Raw genomic sequence first — 22,405 nt, forward strand, 5'->3', positions numbered from 1 at the left:
CCGCAGCGGACAACGCCAAACAAGTAGCACGACCGTTCGCTTAGTTTTATGCTCGTCTCCTCATCGAGGAGGCCGGATGACAACGACTGGACCGGACATCGTCGAGCTCGACCGGATCGCCGTACACGAGTCGCTCAGGATCGTGGGGCTGGTGCGGGAGACGGACTGGGAACGGGACACACCCTGCGCCGGGTGGACGCTGCGGCGACTGGTGGCGCACATGGCCGCTCAGCACCACGGGTTCGCGGCGGCCGCGCGCGGGGCGGGGCACGAGGAGGCGTACTGGCGGGAGCCGGACGACATGAGCGATCCGATGCGGACCTACCAGGGAGCGGCGACGACGGTGCTCGCCGCGTTCGCCGAACCGGGGGTCGGGGAACGGGAGTTCGTGCTGCCCGAGCTCGGGAGCGGGTTTCCGGGGCGGATGGCCGTCGGGTTCCACTTCATCGACTACGTGGTGCACGCCTGGGACGTGGCCGCCACGCTGGGCGTCGGGCTCGACCTGCCCGGCCATGTCCTCGAAGCGGGGCTGGCCGTCGCCCGCCGTGTGCCGACGGATCCAGCGGGCCGCGGCGCGGGCTTCGCGTTCGCGCCGGCCCTCGACGGGCCGGGCGGGGCGGAGCCCCTGGAAGAAGCGCTGCGACTGCTGGGACGCGACCCGGAGAAGTGGCCGCTGCCGAACTGACGGCGCCGCGCGAGTCGGCGTCGGACGGCCGGTTCGGGAGCCGGGCGACGGCCGCGCGCGGGCGGGCGTGACTGATCACCGACGGGCTTGAACACCACAGCCTTCCCGTACGTACCTGCTGGCACTGGCCAAGTACAGGTTCCCAACGACCAGTTGGTTTCACGCGGGAGGCACCTTTGCGGCGTATCAACGGTACGGCCCTCGTCATCGCGGCACTCGTCGCCACCGCCGGCGCACTCGCGTTCCCGGTGTGGTCGTACGCCGACCGTTCGGGCACCGGCGCGGCGAATCTCGCGGCCGGGACGGTGAACACACGCTGGGGGCCGCTGACCGCCGCCGACCGCGACTTGATCGTACGAGTACGGCTGGCCGGTCTCTGGGAGCTGCCGGCCGGCCAGCAGGCGATCGAGCGGGCGCCCACCAAGGCGATCAAGGAGGCGGGCGATCACCTGATCGTCGGCCACACCGACCTCGACAAGCGGGTGCGGATCGTGGCGGCCCAGCTCAACGTCGAGCTGCCGAACCAGCCGAACGACCAGCAGCAGGGCTGGCTGAAGGAGCTTTCGGCGGCGTCGGGCAAGGAGTACGAGTACAAGTTCGCGAACCTGCTGCGGTCCGCCCACGGCAAGATCTTTCCGGCGATCGGCGCGGTCCGCAACACCACTCGCAACACGCTGGTGCGCCAGCTGGCCTCGGACGCCAACCTGACGGTGCTCGACCACATCACGATGCTGGAGAAGACCGGAGCGGTCGACTTCGACGCCATCGCCGCGGCCGCGGCCGCCACGTCGACCGCCAGCCCGACCGGCCCCCCGGCGCCGACCGTCGGCGCGTCGGCGGCCTCCGCGCCGCCCGTCCAGCCGGGAGACGGCGTCAACGTCTCGTCGAACCCGTCGGCGCTGCCGCAGCCCGACGCCAACATCAACACCGGCCGACCGGAGCCCACGGACTCGGACAAGGTGCTCCAGTAGCCCGCACGGAACCTCAAATGTTGCTCTGAAGGTCCGTTCGGATGGGTTCGGCCCCGGGTCCCGGGGCCATGACTCCGTCACGCCGGAACACAGGTCCGTCGTAAGGAGACGACACGCAGGGTCTGGTCAGGGTTCGTGACGGAGGAGGGGACATGACGCAGCAGCTGAGGCAGCTGGGGACGGGAATCGGGTGGCGGCCGGAGATCGCCGAGGCCGTGGAGCGCATGCCCGGCATCGACTGGGTCGAGGCCGTGGCCGAGAACCTGTGCCCCGGGCATCTCCCCGAGTCGCTGCTGCGGCTGCGCGAGCGCGGGGTCACGGTCGTGCCGCACGGGGTCTCGCTCGGCCTCGGCGGCGCGGACCGGCCCGACGAGTCCCGCCTCGCCGCGCTCGCCGAGCGGGCCGAGGCGCTGGGCTCGCCGCTCGTCACGGAGCACATCGCCTTCGTACGGGCCGGCGGTCCGCTCACCGCCTCACCGCTGCTGGAGGCCGGGCACCTGCTGCCGGTCCCCCGCACCCGGGACGCCCTCGACGTGCTGTGCGAGAACATCCGTATCGCGCAGGACGCACTGCCCGTCCCGCTCGCGGTGGAGAACATCGCCGCGCTGATCTCGTGGCCCGGCGAGGAGATGACGGAGGGCCAATTCCTCTACGACCTGGTCGACCGCACCGGCGTACGCCTCCTCATCGACGTCGCCAACCTCCACACCAACCACGTCAACCGCGGCGAGGACCCCGCCAAGGCCTTCGACGAACTCCCCGTCGAAGCCATCGCCTACGTCCACGTCGCCGGCGGCTTCGAACGGGACGGCGTCTGGCACGACAGCCACGCCCACCCCGTGCCCCAGCAGGTCCTGGACATCCTGGCGGACCTCGCCTCCCGCGTGAGCCCGCCGGGGGTCCTCCTCGAGCGGGACGAGAACTTTCCGGAGCCCGAGGAGCTCGAAAGGGAACTGGGGGCGATTCGGGGGACGCTGGAGAAGGCCACGAGTGCCTCTGCCGCGAATCCCTTGAACGCCTTGGCTCCCTTGGCTCCCTTGGCTCCCTTGGACTCCATGGATTCCATGGACTCCATGGGCTCCATGGGCTCCTTGAGCGCCTTGGACGCGGCGGGTTCTCCTTCCGGCGAAGCCGGAACGCAGGACACGACCGCCGCCCGGCAGCGGCTCGCGCTCGCGCAGGCCGCGCTGCTGTCCGCGCTCGTCGCGGGCACCCCCGTGCCCGAGGGCTTCGACGGGGTACGGCTCGGGGTGCAGGCGCGAGCGCTCGCCGCCAAGCGGGCGGACGTGGTCGCGAAGGTGGCCGCGGAGCTGCCGGAGATCCTGGCGGAGGGGTACCGGCCGGCCTTTCTCGCGTATGCGCAAGGGCATCCGATGACCGGGGGGTATCGGCGCGACGCCCTCGACTTCGCCGAGCGGCTGCTCCTCGCGGGACGCCCCGAGGACGCGGAGACGCGGCGTCGGCTGCGCGACTGGTGGCTGGAGCGCTCGGGCCCGGCCCCGCTGTCGCAGCGCCCCACGGCCCGGTTGGCCCGCGCCACCCGCCGGGTGCTGCTGCGCCGCTGAGTAGGCGCGCGGCGGCCCCGCACCGACGCGGAGTGTGCCGGGGTTAACACAGCTCCCTGTGCGGCCGATGCGCATGCCCGGTTTCCAGGTCTTTGAGGTGGTCTGGCGTACGCCTGAAGTACCGCATCCGCCGCGTTTCACCCACCGGTCAAGCCCTCCTCCTCGTACGGCAGTTGGCGTAGCGCCCGCAGTAATATGCCAACTCGCACCCGAAGCGCACTAGCGTGCGGTGCCGCAAGCAGGAGGCACCATGCGATCCATCAACCGCACCGGATTGGTCAGTGGCACCGGGCTCATCATCACGGGCCTCACGGCGACCCTGGTCGCGCTGGTCTTTCCGATCTGGTCGTACGCGGACCGCTCCGGCACCGGCCTGGACACCCTGAACGCACAGACCGTGTCGACCCGGTTCGGTCCGCTGTCGGCCCTGGACCAGGAGTTCATCACCAAGGTCCGGCTGGCCGGACTGTGGGAGCTGCCCGCGGGCCAGCAGGCCCAGGAGCGCGGCACCACCCAGGCCGTACGCACGGCCGGCGAGCACCTCATCGAGGGCCACACGTTCCTGGACGCCCGTGTCCGCAATGTCGCCGCGCGACTCGGCCTGGAGCTGCCCAACCAGCCCAACCCGCAGCAGCGCCAGTGGCTGGCCACGCTGAGCGCCGCGCACGGCACGGACTACGACCAGAAGTTCGCGAACATCCTGCGCAAGGCCCACGGCAAGGTCTTCTCCGTGGTCGCCCAGGTTCGCGCGAACACCCGCAACTCGCTCGTACGCGACCTCGCCGACGACGCGAACACCACCGTGCTCGACCACATCAAGGTCCTCGAAGCCACCGGATACGTCGACTTCGACGCCCTCGCCCAGGACGCGGCCACCGCGAGTCCGCCGCCGCTCACCAATTCGCCTGCCCCGCCCGGCCCGACGCAGTCCCCGGGCGCGCCGATCCCGGTGAACCCGTCGCCGGGCTACCCCATGCCGCCGGCCGCCTCGCGCGCCAAGCCGTCCTCAACTCCATAGCCCGCACGGCTCCACGGGCGAAATTTGGAACGTCACATACCGGCAACGCTCCGTCCACATTGTGAATAACCCATGGCGCCTGCCCGACCCTTGGCATAGAAAAACGCCATGTTCTGGGTCCTTCTCCTGCTCCTGGCCTGGGCCGCGGCCGGCACCTCCTGCACCCGGCTGTGCCTGGCGGCCGTACGCGCGGCGGCAGTCGACGCGGACGTGGCCCGCGGGCACGACCTCACGCTGTACGAGGCGGCGTTCCTGTCCGGCGGCCCGGCCCGGGTCGCCGATCTGACCCTGGTGTCGATGGCCCGCCAGCGCCGGCTGCTGCTCGCGCACACCGGCTGGGCGACCGTCGTGGACCCGCGCGGGCGCGACGACATGGAGCGCTCGGTCATAGGAGCCATCGGCCCGGAGGGCCAGTCCCGGATCGCACCCGTACGCGCGACCGCGGCCGCCGCGGACTCGGTACGCCGTCTCGCCGACCACCTGGTCGCGGTGGGCCTCGCCGTCCCGGACGGCGCCCGCACCACCGTCGCGGGCGCCGTCCGCCAGGTCCAGGCCGCCACTGCGGCCGTCGTCGCGCTGGGGGCCGTGGCCCTCCTGCTGCCTGCCCAGACCACCGGGAACGAGGTCCCGGTGGCGGTGTGGTTCGCGCTTCCGCTGGTCCTCACGCTGAGCTGCCTCGCCATCGCCCGCATCGAGGTGCATCCCTACACGCGCTGGGCTTCCCCGGCCGGGCAGCGGCTGCTCGGCACCCTCGCGCGGCGCGCCGACGAGGCCGGCGACGACCGCACATACCTCACCTCCGTCGCCGTACGCGGGGTCCGCGCGATCGGCGAGCCGGACCTGCGCGCGGCATTTACGCACCGCGACCGCAGCCCCGAGCGAAGGGGCTGGTGAAGGAGCTCGCCAAAGGGCTGAGGGGCGGCTCGCCAAGGGACTGAGGGGCGCATCGGGGTCATAGGGGCCGACACCGGGGCCCGGTGCTTTACTTCACCAACCGTCGAACGAAACATCCCTTTTGTCGCTGCCGCGCATTGAAGGGATTCGCGATGAGAGCTGCCGTCCTCCACGGAACCGCAGGGTCCATGCTCCTGACCGCCCTCGTCGTCGCCCCGGCGGCCGGCCAACCCGCCTGGCACGATCCGGCAGGCTCGGCCGAGATGCGCGGCACCGCCGTCGCCGCCGGCCGTGCCGCGGCCGCGGGTGTCCACTTCGGGAAGTGCGCCAAGGAGCAGGACGCCCCGGGCAGTCTCCAGTGCGGCACGGTCACGGTGCCCCTGGACTACGCACACCCCGGCGGCCGGAAAATCAAGCTGACCGTCAGCCGCGTCAAGGCCACCGGCAAGGACGCGAAGAACTCGAAGCGGAAGGTGCCACGGCAGGGCGCCCTCGTCTACAACCCCGGCGGTCCGGGCGCCTCCGGCATGGACTTCCCGCTGATCGGATTCCTCCCCGAGTGGCAGCGCATCGCGGCGGCGTACGACCTGGTCGGCTACGCACCGCGCGGGGTCGACCGCTCTGCCCCGCTGTCCTGCCAGGACCCCAAGCGCTTTCTGAAGGCGCCCTCGCAGGCGCCGACGTTCCCCTCGGAGTCGTACAAGAAGGAGCGCATCGCCGAGGCCAAGGCGTACGCGCGCGGGTGCGCCGAGCGCTCGGGCAGCGCCCTGCGCCACTACACCTCGCTCAACAACGCTCGCGACCTGGACGTACTGCGCGCCGCGCTCGGCGAGCCGAAGCTGAACTTCATGGGCGCCTCGTACGGGACGTACTTCGGTGCCCTCTACGCGACGCTCTTCCCCTCACACGTACGCCGGATGGTCTTCGACTCGGCGGTGAACCCCGACCCCGACCTGATCTGGTACCGGAACAACCTCGACCAGTCGGTCGCCTTCGAGCACCGCTGGGCCGACTTCCGCGCGTGGGTCGCCAAGCACGACGACGTGTACGGGCTCGGTGCCACACCCGAAGAAGTGCTGCACAGCTACGAGAGAGTGCGGGCGCAGCTCGCCGCCTCTCCCGCGGGCGGGAAGGTGGGGCCCGCGCAGTTGCAGGGCGCGTTCCTGGAGGCCGGGTACTACGACGACTACTGGCCGCAGCGCGCCATGGCGCTCTCCGCCTATCTGAAGGGCGACCCGAAGCCGCTGGTCGAGCAGGCCGGTCCGTTTCCGGAGGCGGCGGCCGAGCTGGAGAACGGCACCGCGGTCTACACGGCGGTCGAGTGCAATGACGCGTCCTGGCCGACCGACTGGCGCACCTGGGACCGCGACAACACACGCCTCGCGCGCGTGGCGCCGTTCGAGACCTGGGACAACGTGTGGATGAACCTGCCGTGCGCGTACTGGCCGGTGCCGCGGCAGAAGCCCCTCGACGTACGGACGCTGCCCGGGGCGCTGCCGCCGACCCTGATCCTCGCGGCCGAACGGGACGCGGCGACCCCGTACGAAGGGGCCCGGGAGCTGCAGCGGCGGCTGTCCGGCTCGGTCCTGGTGACCGAGAAGGAGGCCGGGACGCACGGGATCGGGGGCGGGCCCAACCAGTGCGTCAACGGCTACCTGGACGCGTATCTGCTGGAGGGCCGGCTCCCGGCGCGGCGCACGGGGTGCGCGCCGCACGCGGAGCCGAAGGCGGTGGCGCCGGGTGATCACTCCAAGAGCGAGGGGAGCTCGGGCAGCGAAGAGAGCTCAGGGAACTCGGCAAGCGCGAAGGACTCGGAGGACTCTCAGCACACCGCGGACTCGAAGACCACCCGGCAGGCGCCCTGATCTAGGGCCTGTCATTTGGATCAGGCCCTAGGCGAGGCCCGCGACCAGCTCGGCGACGTCCTTGCGGCGGCCCGTGTAGAACGGGACCTCCTCGCGGACGTGCATCCGGGCCTCGGAGGCGCGGAGGTGACGCATGAGGTCGACGATGCGGTACAGCTCGTCGGCCTCGAAGGCGAGGATCCACTCGTAGTCGCCCAGCGAGAACGAGGCGACCGTGTTGGCGCGCACGTCCGGGTAGCCGCGGGCCATCTTGCCGTGGTCGGCCAGCATGCGGCGGCGGTCCTCGTCGGGCAGCAGGTACCAGTCGTAGGAGCGCACGAAGGGGTAGACGCTCACATAGTTGCGCGGCGTCTCGTCGGCGAGGAACGCCGGGATGTGCGAGCGGTTGAACTCGGCGGGGCGGTGCAGCGCCATGTTCGACCAGACCGGATCCACGGCGCGGCCCAGCTTGGTGCGGCGGAAGAGGTTGTACGCCTCCTGGAGCTGGTCGCTCGTCTCGGCGTGCCACCAGATCATCAGGTCGGCGTCGGCGCGCAGCCCCGACACGTCGTACGTGCCGCGGACGGTGACATCCTTCGCGGCGAGCTGGTCGAAGAGCTCCTGGACCTCGTCGGCGTAACCGGAACGGTCCTCGGGGAGCGCGTCGCGCAGTTTGAAGACGGACCACAGGGTGTAGCGGATGACCTCGTTGAGGTCCTTGGCCTTCTTGCCGGCGTTCGGGATCTTGGCGGGGGCGTCGTCACTCATGGGTCTATTCTCCCGCGCCGCCGTGCAGACTCTGCACCGGGTTCGCGATCAGGGCGTCCAGTCCGCCACGATCGCCGCCGAGCTGGTCCACGGCCGCGTACGCGCTCGCGATGCACGCGGGGATGCCGACCCCGTCGTACGCCGCGCCGCACACGGCGAGGCCCGGGAGCTTGCCGACGTGCTCGCGGATACGGGCCACTCGGGCGTGGTGCCCGACCGGGTACTGCGGCAGCCCGTCGTCCCACCGTGTCACCCGGGTCGCGAGGGGCTCGGCGTCCAGGCCGGTCGCCGCCCGCAGGTCGTGCCGGGACACCTTGACGAGGTCGGCATCCTCCCGTCCGAGCACCTCCGTCTCTCCGTACCGCCCGACGGAGGTGCGCAGCACGAGCAGATCGGGGTTCTCCTCGGCGATCCAGCCCCACTTCCGGGAGGCGAAGGTGGACGCCTTGATGGTGTGCCCGTCCACGGGCGGCACCAGGAAGCCGCTCCCTTCGGGCAGGGCGATGTCGGCACGGCGATAGGCGAGGGTGACGAGTGCCATGGAGGCGTACTCCACGGCGGCCAGCTCGGCCGCCGCGGCGGGCGCCTCGGCACGCAGCAGCGCGGCGGCGGCCGGGGCGGGCAGGGCTACGACGACACCGTCCGCGTACAGGACACGGCTTTGACCGCTTCCAGGGCTTCCGGCGCCGACGGGGCTTCCGACGACAACACGCCACGCCGCGTGCGGCGGCGCCCCCGCGGAGTCCGCCGCGAACGGCGAGCCGTCACCGCCCGGCCCCGCCGCCTCGGTCCTGCGGAGCTCGGTGACCGGCATCCCGGTCAGGATCTCGCCCCCGCGTGCCCTCACCGACTCTGCGACCGCGAGGGGCAGTTGGCCGACACCGCCCTCGATGCCCATGAAGACCGGCCCCGTCTGCCCGGCTGCGGCGGCCTTGGTCTGGATCTCGCGGACCGCCTCCGTCAGGGAGGTGTGGGCGCGGGCGGCGGCGTAGAGCTGGGGGACGGCCAGGCGCAGGGAGATGCGGTAGGCGTCACCCGCGTAGACACCGCCGAGGAGGGGCTCGACCAGGCGGTCGACGACCTCGCGGCCGAGGCGGGCCGCCACGTACTCCCCCACCGCCACGTCGTCGCCCACCTCGGTGCGGGGCAGCTCGGCGTCACGCTCGATGCGGCGCAGGCCCTCCTCGGAGAGGACACCGGAGAGGGCGGACGCGGTGCCTGGGACGCCCATGACGTGGCCCTTGGGCATCGGGCGCAGCGCGCCGCGGGTCCAGAGGGAGGCTGTCGCGGTCGCAGGGGGCTGGAGGCGGTCGGCGAGGCCGACCTCGCGTGCGAGGGACACCGCCTCGGGGCGGCGCGCGAGCATCGACTCGGCACCCAGGTCGACGCGCGCGCCCGCGACCTCGCCGGGCAGCAGCTTGCCGCCGACGCGGTCCGACGCCTCCAGGACGGTCACGCGCGCCCCGCGGTCCAGCAATCGGTGGGCGGCGGCCAGGCCCGCGATCCCGCCCCCGATGACCACGACGTGTCCCGTATCCGTACGAGTCTGCTGTGCGCGCATGCCTCCACCTTCTCAAACCCCGCTGACAAGCCCGCCAGGAGTCCGGTGTCCTGCACGAGTCCCGACCGTGACCGCATCGGGACCGGATCCGGCCAACGTCCCGGCCCGCTCGGGCGTCGAAGGAGCGTCAGTCGGCACGGCACAGTTGTCACGACCCTCGGGGGTAGGCCCATATGCGCACTCGAAGCTCCGGACATTCCGTACGCCCTGTCCATGCTCTGGCGGGGATACTCCTCGCCGCCGCCCTCGCGCTGGCGGGCTGCAGCGGCGCCAATGACACCGCGTCCAGCGACTCGGGCGGCGACAACAAGGCCGCCGCTCCGGGCTCCGCCGAGAAGGCGGACTCGGGCGCCGCGGGCAGCGGCGCGGCGAACGGCTCCAAGGCCACCGCCCCGCCCAAGGTGACCGCGAGCCACATCATCCGCACCGCCTCCCTGACGGTGCAGGTCAAGGACGTGCCCAAGGCTCTGGACGGGGCCCGCACCACGGCCGAGAACGCCGGCGGCTATGTAGGCAACGAGACCACCTCGCGCGACGAGAAGGGCCACGAACGCACCCGCCTCGTCCTGCGCGTGCCGACCGAGCGCTACGACGAGGTGCTCGCCGAGCTGGAGGGCGCGGGCAAGGTCGTCGAGCGGACGGCCAAGGCACAGGACGTCACCGACCAGGTCGTGGACGTGGAGAGCCGGATCAAGTCGCAGCGCGCCAGCGTGGCCCGGGTCCGCGAGCTCATGGACCAGGCGACCAAACTCAGTGATGTGGTCACCCTGGAAGGTGAGTTGAGCAGCCGTGAGTCCGATCTGGAGGCGCTGCTGGCGCAGCAGGCGTCCCTGAAGGACCGCACCAGCCTGGCCACGATCACGCTCTCGCTGTCCGAGACCCCGGTGAAGAAGGCCGAGAAGAAGGACGAGGACCCGGGCTTCGTGGACGCGCTCAGCGGCGGCTGGCATGTGCTGGTCACCATGCTGCGCTGGATCGCGCTGGCGATCGGCGCGCTGCTCCCGTTCGCGGCGGGCCTGGCGCTGATCGTCCTGGTGTGGATGCGTCTGGTGCGGCCCCGGCTGCCGCGCCGCCCGGCTCCGGCCGCCTCGGCTTCGCTGCCGGTGGCCCCGCCCGTGCGCGGAGAGGGTGGCGAGGAGGACTGAAATGCGGGGCCCCCGTAGCGTGTTCGCATGAGCATGAGCCGTACGAGCGGGACTGGCAGGGCGAAAGAGCGACTGGTCGTGATCGGCGGTGACGCGGCGGGCATGTCCGCCGCGTCACAGGCGCGCCGGCTGCGGGGGCCGGACGAGCTGGAGATCGTGGCGTTCGAGCGGGGGCACTTCACGTCCTACTCCGCGTGCGGCATCCCGTACTGGGTGGGCGGCGACGTCCCCGAGCGGGACCGGCTGATCGCGCGGACGCCCCAGGAGCACCGGGAGCGCTCCATCGACCTGCGGATGCGTACGGAGGTCACGGAGATCGACGTCGCGGGCGCCCGCGTCCGCTCCCGGGACCTCGGGTCCGGGGCCGAGGAGTGGACGTCGTACGACAAGCTCGTGATCGCGACCGGCGCACGCCCGATCCGCCCCGACCTGCCGGGCGCCGACGCGCCGGGCGTGCACGGCGTGCAGACCCTGGACGACGGGCAGGCCCTCCTCGACACGCTGGCCGTCACGGAGGGCCGCCGCGCGGTGGTCGTGGGCGCGGGGTACATCGGCGTGGAGATGGCCGAGGCGCTCATCAACCGCGGGTACGGGGTGACGGTCGTCAACCGCGGCAAGGAGCCGATGTCCACGCTCGACCCGGACATGGGCCGCCTGGTGCACACGGCCATGGAGGGCCTGGGCATCACCATGGTCAACGACGCCGAAGTGACGAAACTCCTCACCGGTGAGGACGGGCGGGTCCGGGCGGTTGCCACGGAGGACGCCGAATACCCGGCGGACGTGGTCGTGCTCGGCATCGGAGTACGCCCCGAGACGGGGCTCGCCAAGGCGGCAGGGCTGCCTCTCGGCGACCGCGGCGGGCTGCTCACCGATCTGGCGATGCGGGTGCGCGGGCACGAGAACATCTGGGCCGGTGGCGACTGCGTCGAGGTGCTCGACCTGGTCTCCGGCCGCGAGCGGCACATCGCGCTGGGCACGCACGCCAACAAGCACGGACAGGTCATCGGCTCCAACGTGGGCGGCGGGTACGCCACGTTCCCCGGTGTCGTCGGCACGGCGGTGAGCAAGGTCTGCGACCTGGAGATCGCCCGCACCGGGCTGCGCGAGAAGGACGCGCGCCGGGCGGGCCTGCAGTTCGAGACCGTCACCATCGAGTCGACCAGCCGCGCGGGCTACTACCCGAACGCCGCCCTCATGACGGTGAAGATGCTCGCCGAGCGCCGCACCGGACGGCTGCTCGGCGTGCAGATCGTCGGCCGTGAAGGGGCCGCGAAGCGCGTCGACATCGCCGCGGTCGCACTGACCGCGGGCATGACGGTGGAACAGATGACAGTCCTGGACCTGGGTTACGCACCGCCGTTCTCACCCGTGTGGGACCCCGTCCTGGTCGCGGCCCGCAAGGCGGTTGCGGCGGTGCGCACCAGCGCCCCGTAGGGACGCGGGGCCGTGACATTGTGCGGCTCCGCCGCGTGGGCGCGACCAGCCACGAGCGGCCGGCGATCGACAGCGGTCCGCGCCTTCGCGGTGCGCCTACGCGGACTCGTGCCCGGCGGTCCCGTTGATCCGGTCGATGGCCTGCCGAGCCTGCTCCGCGGGCGGCCGCGCGGGCAGCGACGAGACGGAGGCGGGCGCAGCCACCGCGGGCGGCGTCTGTGCCGGCTTCGCGTGAGCCGCCGGCCGCGCGGAGCGCAACCGGTGGCTGACGGCCTCGTCGAGCGTCACCGGACGCTGCATACGCGCCGCGAGCCGGCCCGCCTCCTGGCCGAGCGCGGCGACGTCCTCCCACGGGAGGTGCAGCACCAGGGCGATCTCCGCCTCACCGTCGGGCAGGGCATGCATCGGAGGAGTAACTCGCTCGTTCATCGCCTGTGTCCTCACGTCTTCCTCGCGTCGCGTCTTCGTCGCGGCGCGGGCGGTTGAGGAGACATACGCACGCGGGGACGGCGGCGTTCAGTGTCGGCGCATCGAGGGCACTAGTTCCTTGTGGTCATACCCGTCCATGACGTGAACCCGGTACGGCGCACGCCCTATGTGACGTACGCGCTGATCGCCGCCAACGTTCTCGTGTTCCTCTACACCCCCGGCATCGCCGGATCGGTGGCCGGCGACAGCGGTCTGTCCCAGCTGTGCCATCTGCAGGCGTTCCTGGACCACTACGCCGCGGTGCCACAGGAGTTGATTCACCATCAGATGCCACGCCTCGTGCCGACGGGCGAAGTCGGTCTCGGCCCGCACGGGGCCGGCTGCGTGGTGGGCCCGCCGGACTACGACAAGTCGCCGCCGCTGTCGGTGTTCACAGCGATGTTCCTGCACGGCAGCTGGCTGCATCTGCTGGGCAACATGCTGTTCCTGCTGATCTTCGGCAACAACGTCGAGGACCGCATGGGACATGTGCGGTTCACGCTGTTCTACGTGGCCTGCGGCTACGCGGCGGCGTACGGATACGCCCTGCTGAACGAGGACTCCGGCGACCCGCTGATCGGCGCCTCGGGAGCGATCGCCGGAGTCCTCGGCGCCTATCTGGTGCTCTATCCGAGGGCCAGGGTCTGGGTCCTCGTCCCGTTCCTGATCTTCCTGCCGCTGCGGCTGCCGGCGTGGATCGTGCTGGGCTTCTGGTTCGTGCTCCAGGCCGTCTACTCGTCCGGCGGCGGCGTCTCGGCCGCGGGAACGGTGGCATACGCCGCGCATGTGGTCGGCTTCCTCGCGGGCATGCTGCTCGCCTGGCCGCTGCGCCCGGGCACCCCGCCCCCACCGGAACCGCGCGGCCTGCTGTGGGGCAGACGGGCGCGGCCCAGCTGGTGACGGCGGCGGGGGGTCAGCGCGCGGTCTGCGTGTGGACGTACTCCACGAGCCGGGTCAGCGCGTCCGGGTCGGTGGTCGGCGGGACGCCGTGGCCGAGGTTGAAGACATGGCCTTCGAGACCGGCGGCGGCGTCGAGGACCTCGCGGGTCTTGGTCCGGACGGCCTCGGTGGTGGAGAACAGGACGGCCGGGTCGAGATTGCCCTGAAGGGCCTTGCCGGGGCCGACACGGCGGGCGGCCTCGTCGAGCGGGACGCGCCAGTCGACGCCGACGACGTCCGCGCCCGCCTCGCCCATCAGGCCGAGCAGCTCACCGGCGCCGACGCCGAAGTGGATGCGCGGGACGCCGTACGAGGCGACGGCCTCGAAGACCTTGGTGGACGCGGGCATCACCGAGCGGCGGTAGTCGGCGGGAGCCAGAGCGCCGACCCAGGAGTCGAAGAGCTGGACGGCGCTGGCGCCCGCCTCGATCTGGACCTTCAGGAAGGCGGAGGTGATCTCGGCGAGGCGGTCGAGGAGGTCGGCCCACAGCTGCGGGTCGCCGTACATGAGCGCCTTGGTGTGCTCGTGGTTCTTGGACGGACCGCCCTCCACGAGGTAGCTCGCGAGAGTGAAAGGCGCGCCCGCGAATCCGATGAGCGGGGTCGGGCCGAGCTCGGCCGTGAGCAGACCGATCGCCTCGGTGACGTAGCTGACGTCCTCGGGGGTCAGGTCGCGCAGCTGGGCCAGGTCGGCGCGGGTGCGGATCGGATTCTGGACGACGGGGCCGACGCCCGGCTTGATGTCGAGGTCGATGCCGATGGCCTTGAGCGGGACGACGATGTCGCTGTAGTAGATGGCTGCGTCCACCTGGTGCCGGCGCACGGGCTGGAGCGTGATCTCGGCGACCAGCTCGGGCCGCATGCAGGACTCCAGCATCGGGATGCCCTCGCGCACCTTGAGGTACTCGGGCAGCGAGCGTCCGGCCTGCCGCATGAACCACACCGGCGTGTGCGGCACAGGCTCGCGCCTGCACGCCTTGAGGAAGGCGGACTCGTACGTGGCTGTCGGCTGCTGCCCGGCGGGGCTGTGGTTGGCACTCACGACGGAAAGTCTCGCACGGCCGATGGACAGCCGAGCCCGGGGGCAGCGCTCCGAAGGGGCGCGGGGAACCGCGCGCAACCCAAGACCGCACGCGACCGCCCCGGGACCGAACGACCCAGGATGGACCGCCGACGGCCACCCGCAGTCACGGTCACGAACACGGCGAAACCGAGCCGTTCCCGCCGAACCGCCGGAGCCACGGGTGTCTCTCCCTGCGCGGAGCCTCCGTTCCCCTTAATCTTCCCCGCATGGCTGCGGCTCAGGGACGACTGTCGGACGGCGCTGGCGGAATGGACGACGCGAAGGAGGGGGACCGGGATGCGATGGAGACGGCTCCACTGCCCTTCCGGGCCGCCGTCGAAGCGCTGAGGGCCGCGCGGCTGCGGCCGGAGATCGAGATCGACCCGACGCGCCCGCCGCAGCGCCTGGCCCCGTACGCGTACGCGCTGGAGGCCGCGGTCGTGGCGGACGACGAGGATCTGGCCGACGGCCGGCTCGTGCTGCTGCACGACCCGGCGGGCCACGAAGCCTGGCAGGGCTCCTTCCGTCTGGTGACCCTGGTCCGCGCGGAGCTGGAGCCGGAGATGGCCGCCGACCCGTTGCTGCCCGAGGTCTGCTGGTCCTGGCTGACCGGCGCACTGCAGGCCCGCGGTCTGTCGTACGGCGAAGCCAGCGGCACGGTCACCCGCGCGAGCTCGCACTACTTCGGCGGCCTCGCGGAGCGCCCGGCCGCCTCCCAGATCGAGATCCGTGCGTCGTGGACGCCCAGGGAGGGTCTGGGCGGCGTCCCGGACACGGCCGCGCACCTCGCGGCGTGGTGCGATCTGCTGTGCCAGGTCGCCGGGCTTCCGCCGGTGACCCCGGGCGACGCGTCGGTGGTCTCCCTTCCGCAGCGCCGGGGACCGCAGTCCCGCTGACGTCGCCGTGCCCACGGACCAGCCGAGTCCAGGAGAGCAGCGGTCGGCGCCGACCCGCACGCCGACTCGCGCACCTCTCACCGGTCCTTACCGGTTCTTTGTCGATACGGCCACTTTCGGCCTCGTATTGACGCGGAGCGACTCGGTTCGATCTTCGGATGATCGATCGCGTGTCCGAATTGCACAGATTGTTACTCACCAAATCGTGATCATTCTCTAAAGGACGAGAGGTTTGGTGCCGAAGACGTCTGTGACCTTGAAAGCACGGTTCGTCCCGGCTTCATCCCCAGAGCCGGTCCCGACCCGCACCCCAGGAGGCCTGGTGTCCGTTCTCCTCGAGCAGCCCGCAAGCCTGGTCGCCTACCGCCCGAACAAGCCGACCGCCATGGTGGTCGTGGCCGACCCCCGGGTCCGCTCCACCGTCACCCGCCATCTGTGGGCGCTCGGAGTGCGCGACGTCATCGAGGCGTCGTCCGTCGCGGAGGCCCGTCCCCGAATCGGCAACCCGCGTGACATCTGCGTCGCCGACGTCCACCTGCCGGATGGTTCCGGCCTCACCCTCCTTTCCGAGACCCGAGCCGCGGGCTGGCCCAACGGCCTCGCCCTCTCCGCCGCCGACGACATCGGCGCCGTACGCAACGCCCTCGCGGGCGGCGTCAAGGGCTACGTCGTCACCGGCACCCGTACGAACGTCGGGCTCCCCACCCGGCCCGGCGCCGCGCCCATCGGCTCGGCCGCCGCCCGTATGCACCGCCGCCCCCCGGGTGCCCCGAGCCACCCGGGCGGCTACCGCGAGCTGTCCGGACGAGAGGTCGAGGTTCTTCGGCTGGTCGCGGAGGGCCAGTCGAACAAGGCCATCGGCGTCTCCATGGGCCTGTCCGCGCTGACCGTCAAGAGCCACCTCGCCCGCATCGCGCGCAAGCTCGGCACGGGCGACCGCGCCGGGATGGTGGCGGTGGCCCTGCGCACCGGGATCATCCACTGAATCCACGAGTCCACTGAGCCCGGTGGAACAACCGATTCCACCGACCGCACCGAGTCCCCACCGCCCGTGAGCCGCGCCCTCCCCCGACCGTGAACCGGATCTTTCACTGACCTGACTGGTTTACGACCCTCAGACGCCCGTCGACGGAACGTTCCGTCGGCGGGCGTTGTCCATACACGGATACCCTTGACAGGTGACCGACGCCCAAGAGACCGCAGCAGACAGCTCACTGCGAACCACCGGAGGCGCCCCTCCGGACGACGTCGAATCGGCGCCGATCCCTTTGCTTGAGCCCCGAGACGGCATCCCGCCCGTGATCGCCGACGACGCCTCACTCGCCGAGGTGATCGCCGCCTTCGCCGCCGGATCCGGCCCCGTCGCCGTCGACGCCGAACGCGCGTCCGGGTACCGATACGGCCAGCGCGCCTATCTGGTGCAGCTGCGCCGCGAGGGAGCGGGGACCGCGCTGATCGATCCCGTCGCCTGCCCCGACCTGTCGGGCCTCGGCGAGGCGATCTCCGGAGTGGAGTGGGTGCTGCACGCGGCCACCCAGGACCTGCCCTGTCTGCGCGAGATAGGCATGGTGCCGACGCGGCTCTTCGACACCGAGCTGGCCGGACGCCTCGCCGGGTTCCCCCGGGTGGGCCTGGGCGCGATGGTCGAGAGCGTGCTCGGCTTCGTACTGGAGAAGGGGCACTCCGCGGTCGACTGGTCGACGCGGCCGCTGCCCGAGCCGTGGCTGCGCTATGCCGCGCTCGACGTGGAACTGCTCGTCGACCTGCGCGACGCCCTGGAGAAGGAGCTCGACCGGCAGGGCAAGCTGGAGTGGGCCCAACAGGAGTTCGACGCGATCGCGCAGGCCGCGCCCGCGCCGCCGCGCAAGGACCCCTGGCGCCGTACGTCCGGGATGCACAAGGTGCGCCGCCGCCGGCAGATGGCGGTCGTACGGGAGCTGTGGGAGACCCGGGACCGGGTCGCGCAGCGCCGGGACATCTCACCGGGCAAGGTGCTGGGCGACGCGGCCATTGTGGAGGCCGCGCTCTCCCTTCCGGCCAACGTGCACGCGCTCGCCGCGTTGAACGGGTTCGGGCATCGGATGGGGCGGCGTCAGCTGGAGCAGTGGCAGGCCGCGGTGGACCGTGCGAAGGCGCTGCCGGACGCGGAGCTGCCGCAGCCCGGGCAGCCGGTGACCGGGCCGCCGCCGCCGCGCGCCTGGGCCGACAAGGACCCGGCCGCCGCCGCTCGGCTCTCCGCCGCGCGTGCCGCCGTGTCGGCGCTGGCCGAGGAGCTCAACATGCCGCAGGAGAATCTGATCACTCCGGACACGGTGCGTCGGGTTTGCTGGGAGCCGCCGAGCCCCGACTCCGAGTCGGTTGCGGCTGCGCTTGCCGGGTACGGGGCGCGCCCCTGGCAGGTTGAGCAGGTCACGCCTGTACTGGTGGCTTCGCTGCGGGCCAAGGCCTAGGAGCAGCTGGACACAGCTGCCGTGGGGCAATCGGCCTTGCGGCGGCTGCGGGTTGTACCGGGCTGCTCGCGCAGTTCCCCGCACCCCTTCAGGGGCGCGGGCCCACCGGCGGTTACTTCGTTGCTCCCCGCATGAACCCGTTGTAGATGAAGCGCTGCAGGAACAGAAAGACGATCAAGGTCGGCAGGATGACGAGCACCGCGCCCGCCGAGATCGACTCCCAGTGCGCGCCGAAGGGCCCCTTGAAGCGGAACAGCGACGTCGAGATCACGCCAAGATCTTCCGACGGCATATAGAGGAACGGGACGTAGAAGTCGCTGTAGACGGTGATCCCCTTGACGATCACCACCGTCGCGACGGCGGGCTTCAGCAGCGGGAAAATGATCTTCCGGTAGATGGTGAACGCGTTCGCCCCGTCCAGCCTCGCCGACTCGTCGAGCGAGACCGGGATGGACCGTACGAACTGCAGGAAGATGTAGATCGACACGATGTCCGTGCCCATGTAGAGCGCGATGGGGGCCCAGCGGGTGTCGAAGAGGCCGAAGCTGTTGACGATCTGGAAGGTCGGGCGGCGCGGGTGCTGGACCTCGCCGGGGCGTGGCAGGTCGCCACGGATTTCTCCGGGGACGCGGGGGCTCGGGCCACCCGGTCCCTGCTGACCGCCGCTCCCCCTGATCGGCCGACGGCGATCGTGTACGACAACGACATCATGGCGGTGGCGGGTCTCTCGGTTGCCGCCGAGATGGGCTTGAGTGTGCCCGGTGATGTCTCGCTGCTCGCCTGGGACGACTCGCAGCTGTGCCGGCTCACTCGTCCGACGCTGTCCGCCATGAGCCATGACGTGCACGGGTTCGGGGCGGATGTGGCGCGGCCCCTGTTCCAGATGATCACCGGCGACGGCGCGGGATCGCATCCGGTGGCCACCCCTGTTCTTACGCCTTGGGGGTCCACTGCGCCGCCCAGGGGGTGACATCGCCTTTGTGTGCGGACTACGGGGGTCTGTGACCGGTCGCGCCCACGTGGCGGAGCCGCATTTGTCACAGCCCCGCGCCCGCACGAGGCGCTCCAACGCAGTGGGGTTGCTGTGTGACGTTCGCCGCTCCCGCCTCCGGGGCTGGGCAGGGTGGTTACTCGTAAGTAGCATGAGGGGGTGAGCGCGCGCTCAGTCGCGTGCGACGCGCAGCAGTGCCATCCCGCATCTGGAGGAGAGCCATCGTGCCTCGTACCGTCAGGGACGTCGTCTTCGTCGACGGCGTCCGCACCCCGTTCGGCAAGGCGGGCCCGAAGGGCATCTACCACGAGACCCGCGCCGACGACCTCGTCGTGAAGGCCATCCGGGAGCTGCTGCGCCGCAACCCCGGCCTCGACCCGAAGAAGATCGACGAGGTCGCCATCGCCGCGACCACGCAGATCGGTGACCAGGGCCTGACCCTGGGCCGCACGGCCGGCATTCTCGCCGGTCTCCCCCAGTCGGTCCCCGGCTACTCCATCGACCGCATGTGCGCGGGCGCGCTGACCGCCGTCACCGCCACGGCCGGTTCGATCGCCTTCGGTGCGTACGACGCCGTCATCGCCGGTGGTGTCGAGCACATGGGCCGCCACCCCATGGGCGAGGGCGTGGACCCGAACCCGCGGTTCGTGAGCGAGAAGCTGGTCGACGAGTCCGCCCTGTTCATGGGCATGACCGCGGAGAACCTGCACGACCGCTACCCGACGATCACCAAGCAGCGCGCCGACGAGTACGCCGTGCGCTCGCAGGAGAAGGCCGCCAAGGCGTACGCCAACGGCAAGATCCAGCAGGACCTGGTGCCGATCTCCGTGCGCCGGACCAACGCTGAGGCGGGCGAGACGGGCTGGGGCCTGGTCACCGCCGACGAGCCGATGCGCCCGGGCACGACGCTGGAGAACCTGACCGGTCTGAAGACGCCGTTCCGCGTCCACGGCCGCGTCACGGCCGGCAACGCCGCCGGTCTCAACGACGGTGCGACCGCCTCGATCATCGCGTCCGAGGACTTCGCCCGCGAGAACAACCTGCCGGTCAAGATGCGCCTGGTCTCGTACGCCTTCGCGGGCGTCGAGCCCGAGGTGATGGGCTACGGCCCGATCCCGGCGACCGAGAAGGCCCTCGCCAAGGCCGGTCTGTCGATCGAGGACATCAACCTCTTCGAGATCAACGAGGCCTTCGCCGTCCAGGTGCTTGCCTTCCTGGAGCACTACGGCATCGCCGACGACGACGCCCGCGTCAACCAGTACGGCGGCGCCATCGCTTACGGCCACCCCCTCGCCTCCTCCGGCGTCCGTCTGATGACGCAGCTGGCCCGCCAGTTCGAGGAGCAGCCGGAGGTCCGTTACGGCCTCACCACCATGTGCGTCGGCTTCGGCATGGGCGCCACGGTGATCTGGGAGAACCCGCACCACAAGGACGCCGGAGGCGACAAGTGAGCACCGCTGAACTCCTCAAGGGCGCGGCCGAGCTGTTCCCCGACGAGGTCGTGACGTCCGCGCACGTCCGCCACCTCGACCTGCCGTTCGGCGCCGGGCGCTTCGCGCTCATCACGCTGGACAACGGCTTCGACCACACGAAGCCGACCACCTTCGGCCCGGCGTCGCTGGCGAACCTCAACGCCGCCATCGACCAGGTCGAGAAGGAGGCCGCGGCCGGCGAGATCGTCGGTATCGGCATCACCGGCAAGCCGTTCATCTTCGCGGTCGGCGCCGACCTCAAGGGCGTCGAGCTGCTCAAGAAGCACGAGGACGCGCTCGCCATCGGCAAGGGCGGCCACGAGGTCTTCAAGCGCCTGTCGGCGCTGGCCGTCCCGACCTTCGCGTACTACAACGGTGCGGCGATGGGCGGTGGCGTCGAGGTCGGTCTGCACTGCACGTACCGCACGGTCTCGAAGGCGCTCCCGGCGTTCTCGCTCCCCGAGGTCTTCCTCGGTCTGGTCCCCGGCTGGGGCGGCTGCACGATCCTGCCGAACCTGATCGGTGCGGAGAAGGCCGTCTCGGTGATCATCGAGAACTCGCTCAACCAGAACAAGCAGCTCAAGGGCAAGCAGGTCTTCGACCTGGGCATCGCCGACGCCCTCTTCGAGGGCGCGGACTTCCTGGAGCAGTCGCTGCTCTGGACGGCGAACGTCCTCAAGGGCGACATCACCGTCGAGCGCCCGGAGATCGACCGTGGCGAGGCCTGGGACCAGGCCGTCGCCAAGGGCCGCTTCATCGCCGACGGCAAGGTGCACGGTGCGGCTCCGGCCGCCTACCGCGCGCTGGACATCATCGCCGCGGCCAAGGACGGTGACCTGCAGAAGGGTTACGACGCCGAGGACGTGGCGCTCGCCGACCTGATCATGGGCGGCGAACTGCGCTCCGGCATCTACGCGTTCAACCTGGTCCAGAAGCGCGGCAAGCGTCCGGCGGGTGCGCCGGACAAGAACCTGGCGCGTCCGGTCACCAAGGTGGGCGTCGTGGGCGCGGGCCTGATGGCCTCGCAGCTCGCCCTGCTCTTCCTGCGCCGCCTGGAGGTGCCGGTCGTGCTGACCGACATCGACCAGGAGCGCGTCGACAAGGGTGTGGGCTACGTCCACGCCGAGATCGACAAGCTGCTGAGCAAGGGCCGCGTGAACCAGGACAAGGCCAACCGCCTCAAGGCCCTGGTCTCCGGTGTGCTGGACAAGGCCGAGGGCTTCTCCGACGCCGACTTCATCATCGAGGCCGTCTTCGAGGAGATCGGCGTCAAGCAGCAGGTGTTCGCGGAGGTCGAGGCGGTCGCTCCGGCGCACGCGATCCTCGCCACCAACACCTCCTCGCTGTCCGTCTCCGAGATGGCGTCGAAGCTGAAGAACCCCGAGCGGGTAGTCGGCTTCCACTTCTTCAACCCGGTCGCGATCCTCCCGCTGCTCGAGATCGTGCGCGGCGAGCAGACCGACGACGCCTCGCTGGCCACGGCGTTCGCCGTCGCCAAGAAGCTGAAGAAGACGGCGGTCCTGGTGAAGGACGCCCCGGCGTTCGTCGTCAACCGCATCCTCACCCGCTTCATGGGCGAGATCCAGAACGTCATCGACGAGGGCACGCCGGTCGAGGTCGCCGAGAAGGCGGTCGAGCCGCTGGGTCTGCCGATGTCGCCTCTCGTGCTGCTGGAGCTGGTCGGCCCCGCGATCGGGCTGCACGTCTCGGAGACCCTCAACCGGGCCTTCCCCGACCGCTTCACGGTCTCCCCGAACCTCGCGGCCGTCGTCAAGGCGGGCAAGCGCGGCTTCTACGTGTACGACTCCGGGAAGCCGGAGCTCGACCCCGAGGTGGCCGCTCTCCTCAAGCAGGGCGATGTCGTCCTGACCGAGGAGCAGGTGCGTGACCGCGTCCTGGACGCCGTCGCCCAGGAGATCGGGCTCATGCTCGACGAGGGTGTCGTCGCCGAGGCGCAGGACATCGACCTCTGCCTGATCACCGGCGCGGGCTGGCCCTTCCACCTGGGTGGGATCACTCCGTACCTGGACCGCGAGGGCGTGTCCGAGCGGGTGAACGGCAAGAGGTTCCTGGAGCCCGGGGTGGCTTCGGTTCCGGCGTAACCTGCACACGCACGAGAGAGGGCTCCCGCCGCGGCGGGAGCCCTCTCTCGTCGTCTCGGGGGCGTTCACATTTCAACATCCGGGGGCGGGTCACAAAAAGGCGACTTGGTGTAGGATTTTAATAGTATACGGCTTA

Annotated in this window: 18 protein-coding genes and 2 pseudogenes; 15 read left to right on the forward strand and 5 right to left on the reverse strand. The window is 71.0% G+C overall.

Annotation, left to right across the window (positions count from 1 at the left end; all coding sequences use genetic code 11):
- Nucleotides 1–76: 76 nt before the first annotated feature.
- The 6 genes from ACIBK0_RS26460 to ACIBK0_RS26485 all read left to right on the forward strand — a co-directional run bounded on the left by ACIBK0_RS26460 (nt 77) and on the right by ACIBK0_RS26485 (nt 6,998).
- On the forward strand, nt 77–685 hold the full coding sequence (locus tag ACIBK0_RS26460) for a TIGR03086 family metal-binding protein (protein ID WP_399084831.1): 609 nt from the start codon (nt 77–79) through the stop codon (nt 683–685).
- 176 nt (nt 686–861) lie between these two features.
- Nucleotides 862–1,656, forward strand: a complete 795-nt coding sequence (locus ACIBK0_RS26465) for a DUF4142 domain-containing protein (protein WP_399084834.1) — start codon at nt 862–864, stop codon at nt 1,654–1,656.
- Between the two features lie 152 nt (nt 1,657–1,808).
- A complete protein-coding gene (locus ACIBK0_RS26470) occupies nt 1,809–3,221 on the forward strand; it encodes a DUF692 domain-containing protein (protein ID WP_399084837.1) in 1,413 nt (470 codons plus the stop codon).
- A gap of 250 nt (nt 3,222–3,471) precedes the next feature.
- Nucleotides 3,472–4,239, forward strand: a complete 768-nt coding sequence (locus tag ACIBK0_RS26475) for a DUF4142 domain-containing protein (RefSeq protein WP_399084840.1) — start codon at nt 3,472–3,474, stop codon at nt 4,237–4,239.
- A gap of 108 nt (nt 4,240–4,347) precedes the next feature.
- Complete coding sequence (locus ACIBK0_RS26480; RefSeq protein ID WP_399084843.1) at nt 4,348–5,133, forward strand: TIGR04222 domain-containing membrane protein; 786 nt, start codon at nt 4,348–4,350, stop codon at nt 5,131–5,133.
- Between the two features lie 152 nt (nt 5,134–5,285).
- Entirely contained in the window at nt 5,286–6,998 is a 1,713-nt protein-coding gene (locus ACIBK0_RS26485) for an alpha/beta hydrolase (RefSeq protein ID WP_399084846.1), read from the forward strand.
- Between the two features lie 27 nt (nt 6,999–7,025).
- Here the strand turns inward: ACIBK0_RS26485 and hemQ are convergent, their stop codons facing one another.
- Nucleotides 7,026–7,745, reverse strand: a complete 720-nt coding sequence (gene hemQ / locus ACIBK0_RS26490) for a hydrogen peroxide-dependent heme synthase (protein WP_399084849.1) — start codon at nt 7,743–7,745, stop codon at nt 7,026–7,028.
- Nucleotides 7,746–7,749: 4 nt separating this feature from the next.
- Nucleotides 7,750–9,306 (reverse strand): protoporphyrinogen oxidase, encoded by a 1,557-nt coding sequence (gene hemG / locus ACIBK0_RS26495; protein ID WP_399084852.1) that lies wholly within the window; start codon nt 9,304–9,306, stop codon nt 7,750–7,752.
- A 173-nt stretch (nt 9,307–9,479) separates the two neighbouring features.
- Between hemG and ACIBK0_RS26500 the strand changes: the two genes are divergently transcribed.
- Both ACIBK0_RS26500 and ACIBK0_RS26505 read left to right on the forward strand, forming a co-directional pair.
- Complete coding sequence (locus ACIBK0_RS26500) at nt 9,480–10,451, forward strand: DUF4349 domain-containing protein (protein ID WP_399084855.1); 972 nt, start codon at nt 9,480–9,482, stop codon at nt 10,449–10,451.
- A gap of 27 nt (nt 10,452–10,478) precedes the next feature.
- Complete coding sequence (locus ACIBK0_RS26505; RefSeq protein ID WP_399084858.1) at nt 10,479–11,888, forward strand: FAD-dependent oxidoreductase; 1,410 nt, start codon at nt 10,479–10,481, stop codon at nt 11,886–11,888.
- 96 nt (nt 11,889–11,984) lie between these two features.
- Here ACIBK0_RS26505 and ACIBK0_RS26510 read toward each other — a convergent pair whose 3' ends face one another.
- Nucleotides 11,985–12,317, reverse strand: coding sequence for a hypothetical protein (locus tag ACIBK0_RS26510; protein WP_399084861.1), 333 nt, complete (start codon nt 12,315–12,317; stop codon nt 11,985–11,987).
- A 120-nt stretch (nt 12,318–12,437) separates the two neighbouring features.
- Between ACIBK0_RS26510 and ACIBK0_RS26515 the strand changes: the two genes are divergently transcribed.
- Nucleotides 12,438–13,256, forward strand: a complete 819-nt coding sequence (locus tag ACIBK0_RS26515) for a rhomboid family intramembrane serine protease (protein ID WP_399084864.1) — start codon at nt 12,438–12,440, stop codon at nt 13,254–13,256.
- Between the two features lie 13 nt (nt 13,257–13,269).
- On the opposite strand, the gene hemE is transcribed toward ACIBK0_RS26515, so the two are convergent.
- Nucleotides 13,270–14,337, reverse strand: a complete 1,068-nt coding sequence (hemE, locus tag ACIBK0_RS26520) for a uroporphyrinogen decarboxylase (protein ID WP_399084867.1) — start codon at nt 14,335–14,337, stop codon at nt 13,270–13,272.
- A gap of 290 nt (nt 14,338–14,627) precedes the next feature.
- On the opposite strand from hemE, the gene ACIBK0_RS26525 reads away from it, so the two are divergent.
- From ACIBK0_RS26525 to ACIBK0_RS26535, 3 genes are all read left to right on the forward strand, one after another.
- Complete coding sequence (locus tag ACIBK0_RS26525) at nt 14,628–15,254, forward strand: DUF3000 domain-containing protein (RefSeq protein WP_399085095.1); 627 nt, start codon at nt 14,628–14,630, stop codon at nt 15,252–15,254.
- Between the two features lie 322 nt (nt 15,255–15,576).
- Nucleotides 15,577–16,239 carry a response regulator transcription factor gene (locus ACIBK0_RS26530; protein WP_019073943.1) on the forward strand — a complete coding sequence of 221 codons (663 nt, stop codon included), beginning with the start codon at nt 15,577–15,579 and terminating at the stop codon, nt 16,237–16,239.
- 193 nt (nt 16,240–16,432) lie between these two features.
- The gene (locus tag ACIBK0_RS26535; protein WP_399084870.1) at nt 16,433–17,704 is read left to right on the forward strand and encodes an HRDC domain-containing protein; all 1,272 of its coding nucleotides are present in this window, start codon (nt 16,433–16,435) and stop codon (nt 17,702–17,704) included.
- A 112-nt stretch (nt 17,705–17,816) separates the two neighbouring features.
- Here ACIBK0_RS26535 and ACIBK0_RS26540 read toward each other — a convergent pair.
- Nucleotides 17,817–18,269: pseudogene (locus ACIBK0_RS26540) on the reverse strand (carbohydrate ABC transporter permease); the annotation flags it as partial.
- Here ACIBK0_RS26540 and ACIBK0_RS26545 point away from each other — a divergent pair.
- From ACIBK0_RS26545 to ACIBK0_RS26555, 3 genes and pseudogenes are all read left to right on the forward strand, one after another.
- A pseudogene (locus ACIBK0_RS26545) lies at nt 18,207–18,674 on the forward strand (substrate-binding domain-containing protein); the annotation flags it as partial. The pseudogenes ACIBK0_RS26540 and ACIBK0_RS26545 overlap by 63 nt on opposite strands.
- Nucleotides 18,675–18,919: 245 nt before the next feature.
- Nucleotides 18,920–20,146: a thiolase family protein gene (locus tag ACIBK0_RS26550; protein WP_399084873.1), complete on the forward strand. Its 1,227-nt coding sequence runs from the start codon at nt 18,920–18,922 to the stop codon at nt 20,144–20,146.
- Nucleotides 20,143–22,269 carry a 3-hydroxyacyl-CoA dehydrogenase NAD-binding domain-containing protein gene (locus ACIBK0_RS26555; protein WP_399084876.1) on the forward strand — a complete coding sequence of 709 codons (2,127 nt, stop codon included), beginning with the start codon at nt 20,143–20,145 and terminating at the stop codon, nt 22,267–22,269. The genes ACIBK0_RS26550 and ACIBK0_RS26555 overlap by 4 nt, the downstream gene beginning before the upstream one ends.
- The last annotated feature ends 136 nt before the right edge of the window (nt 22,270–22,405 follow it).

This window comes from Streptomyces sp. NPDC050564 (genome assembly GCF_044457265.1).
Taxonomy (GTDB): Bacteria; Actinomycetota; Actinomycetes; order Streptomycetales; family Streptomycetaceae; genus Streptomyces.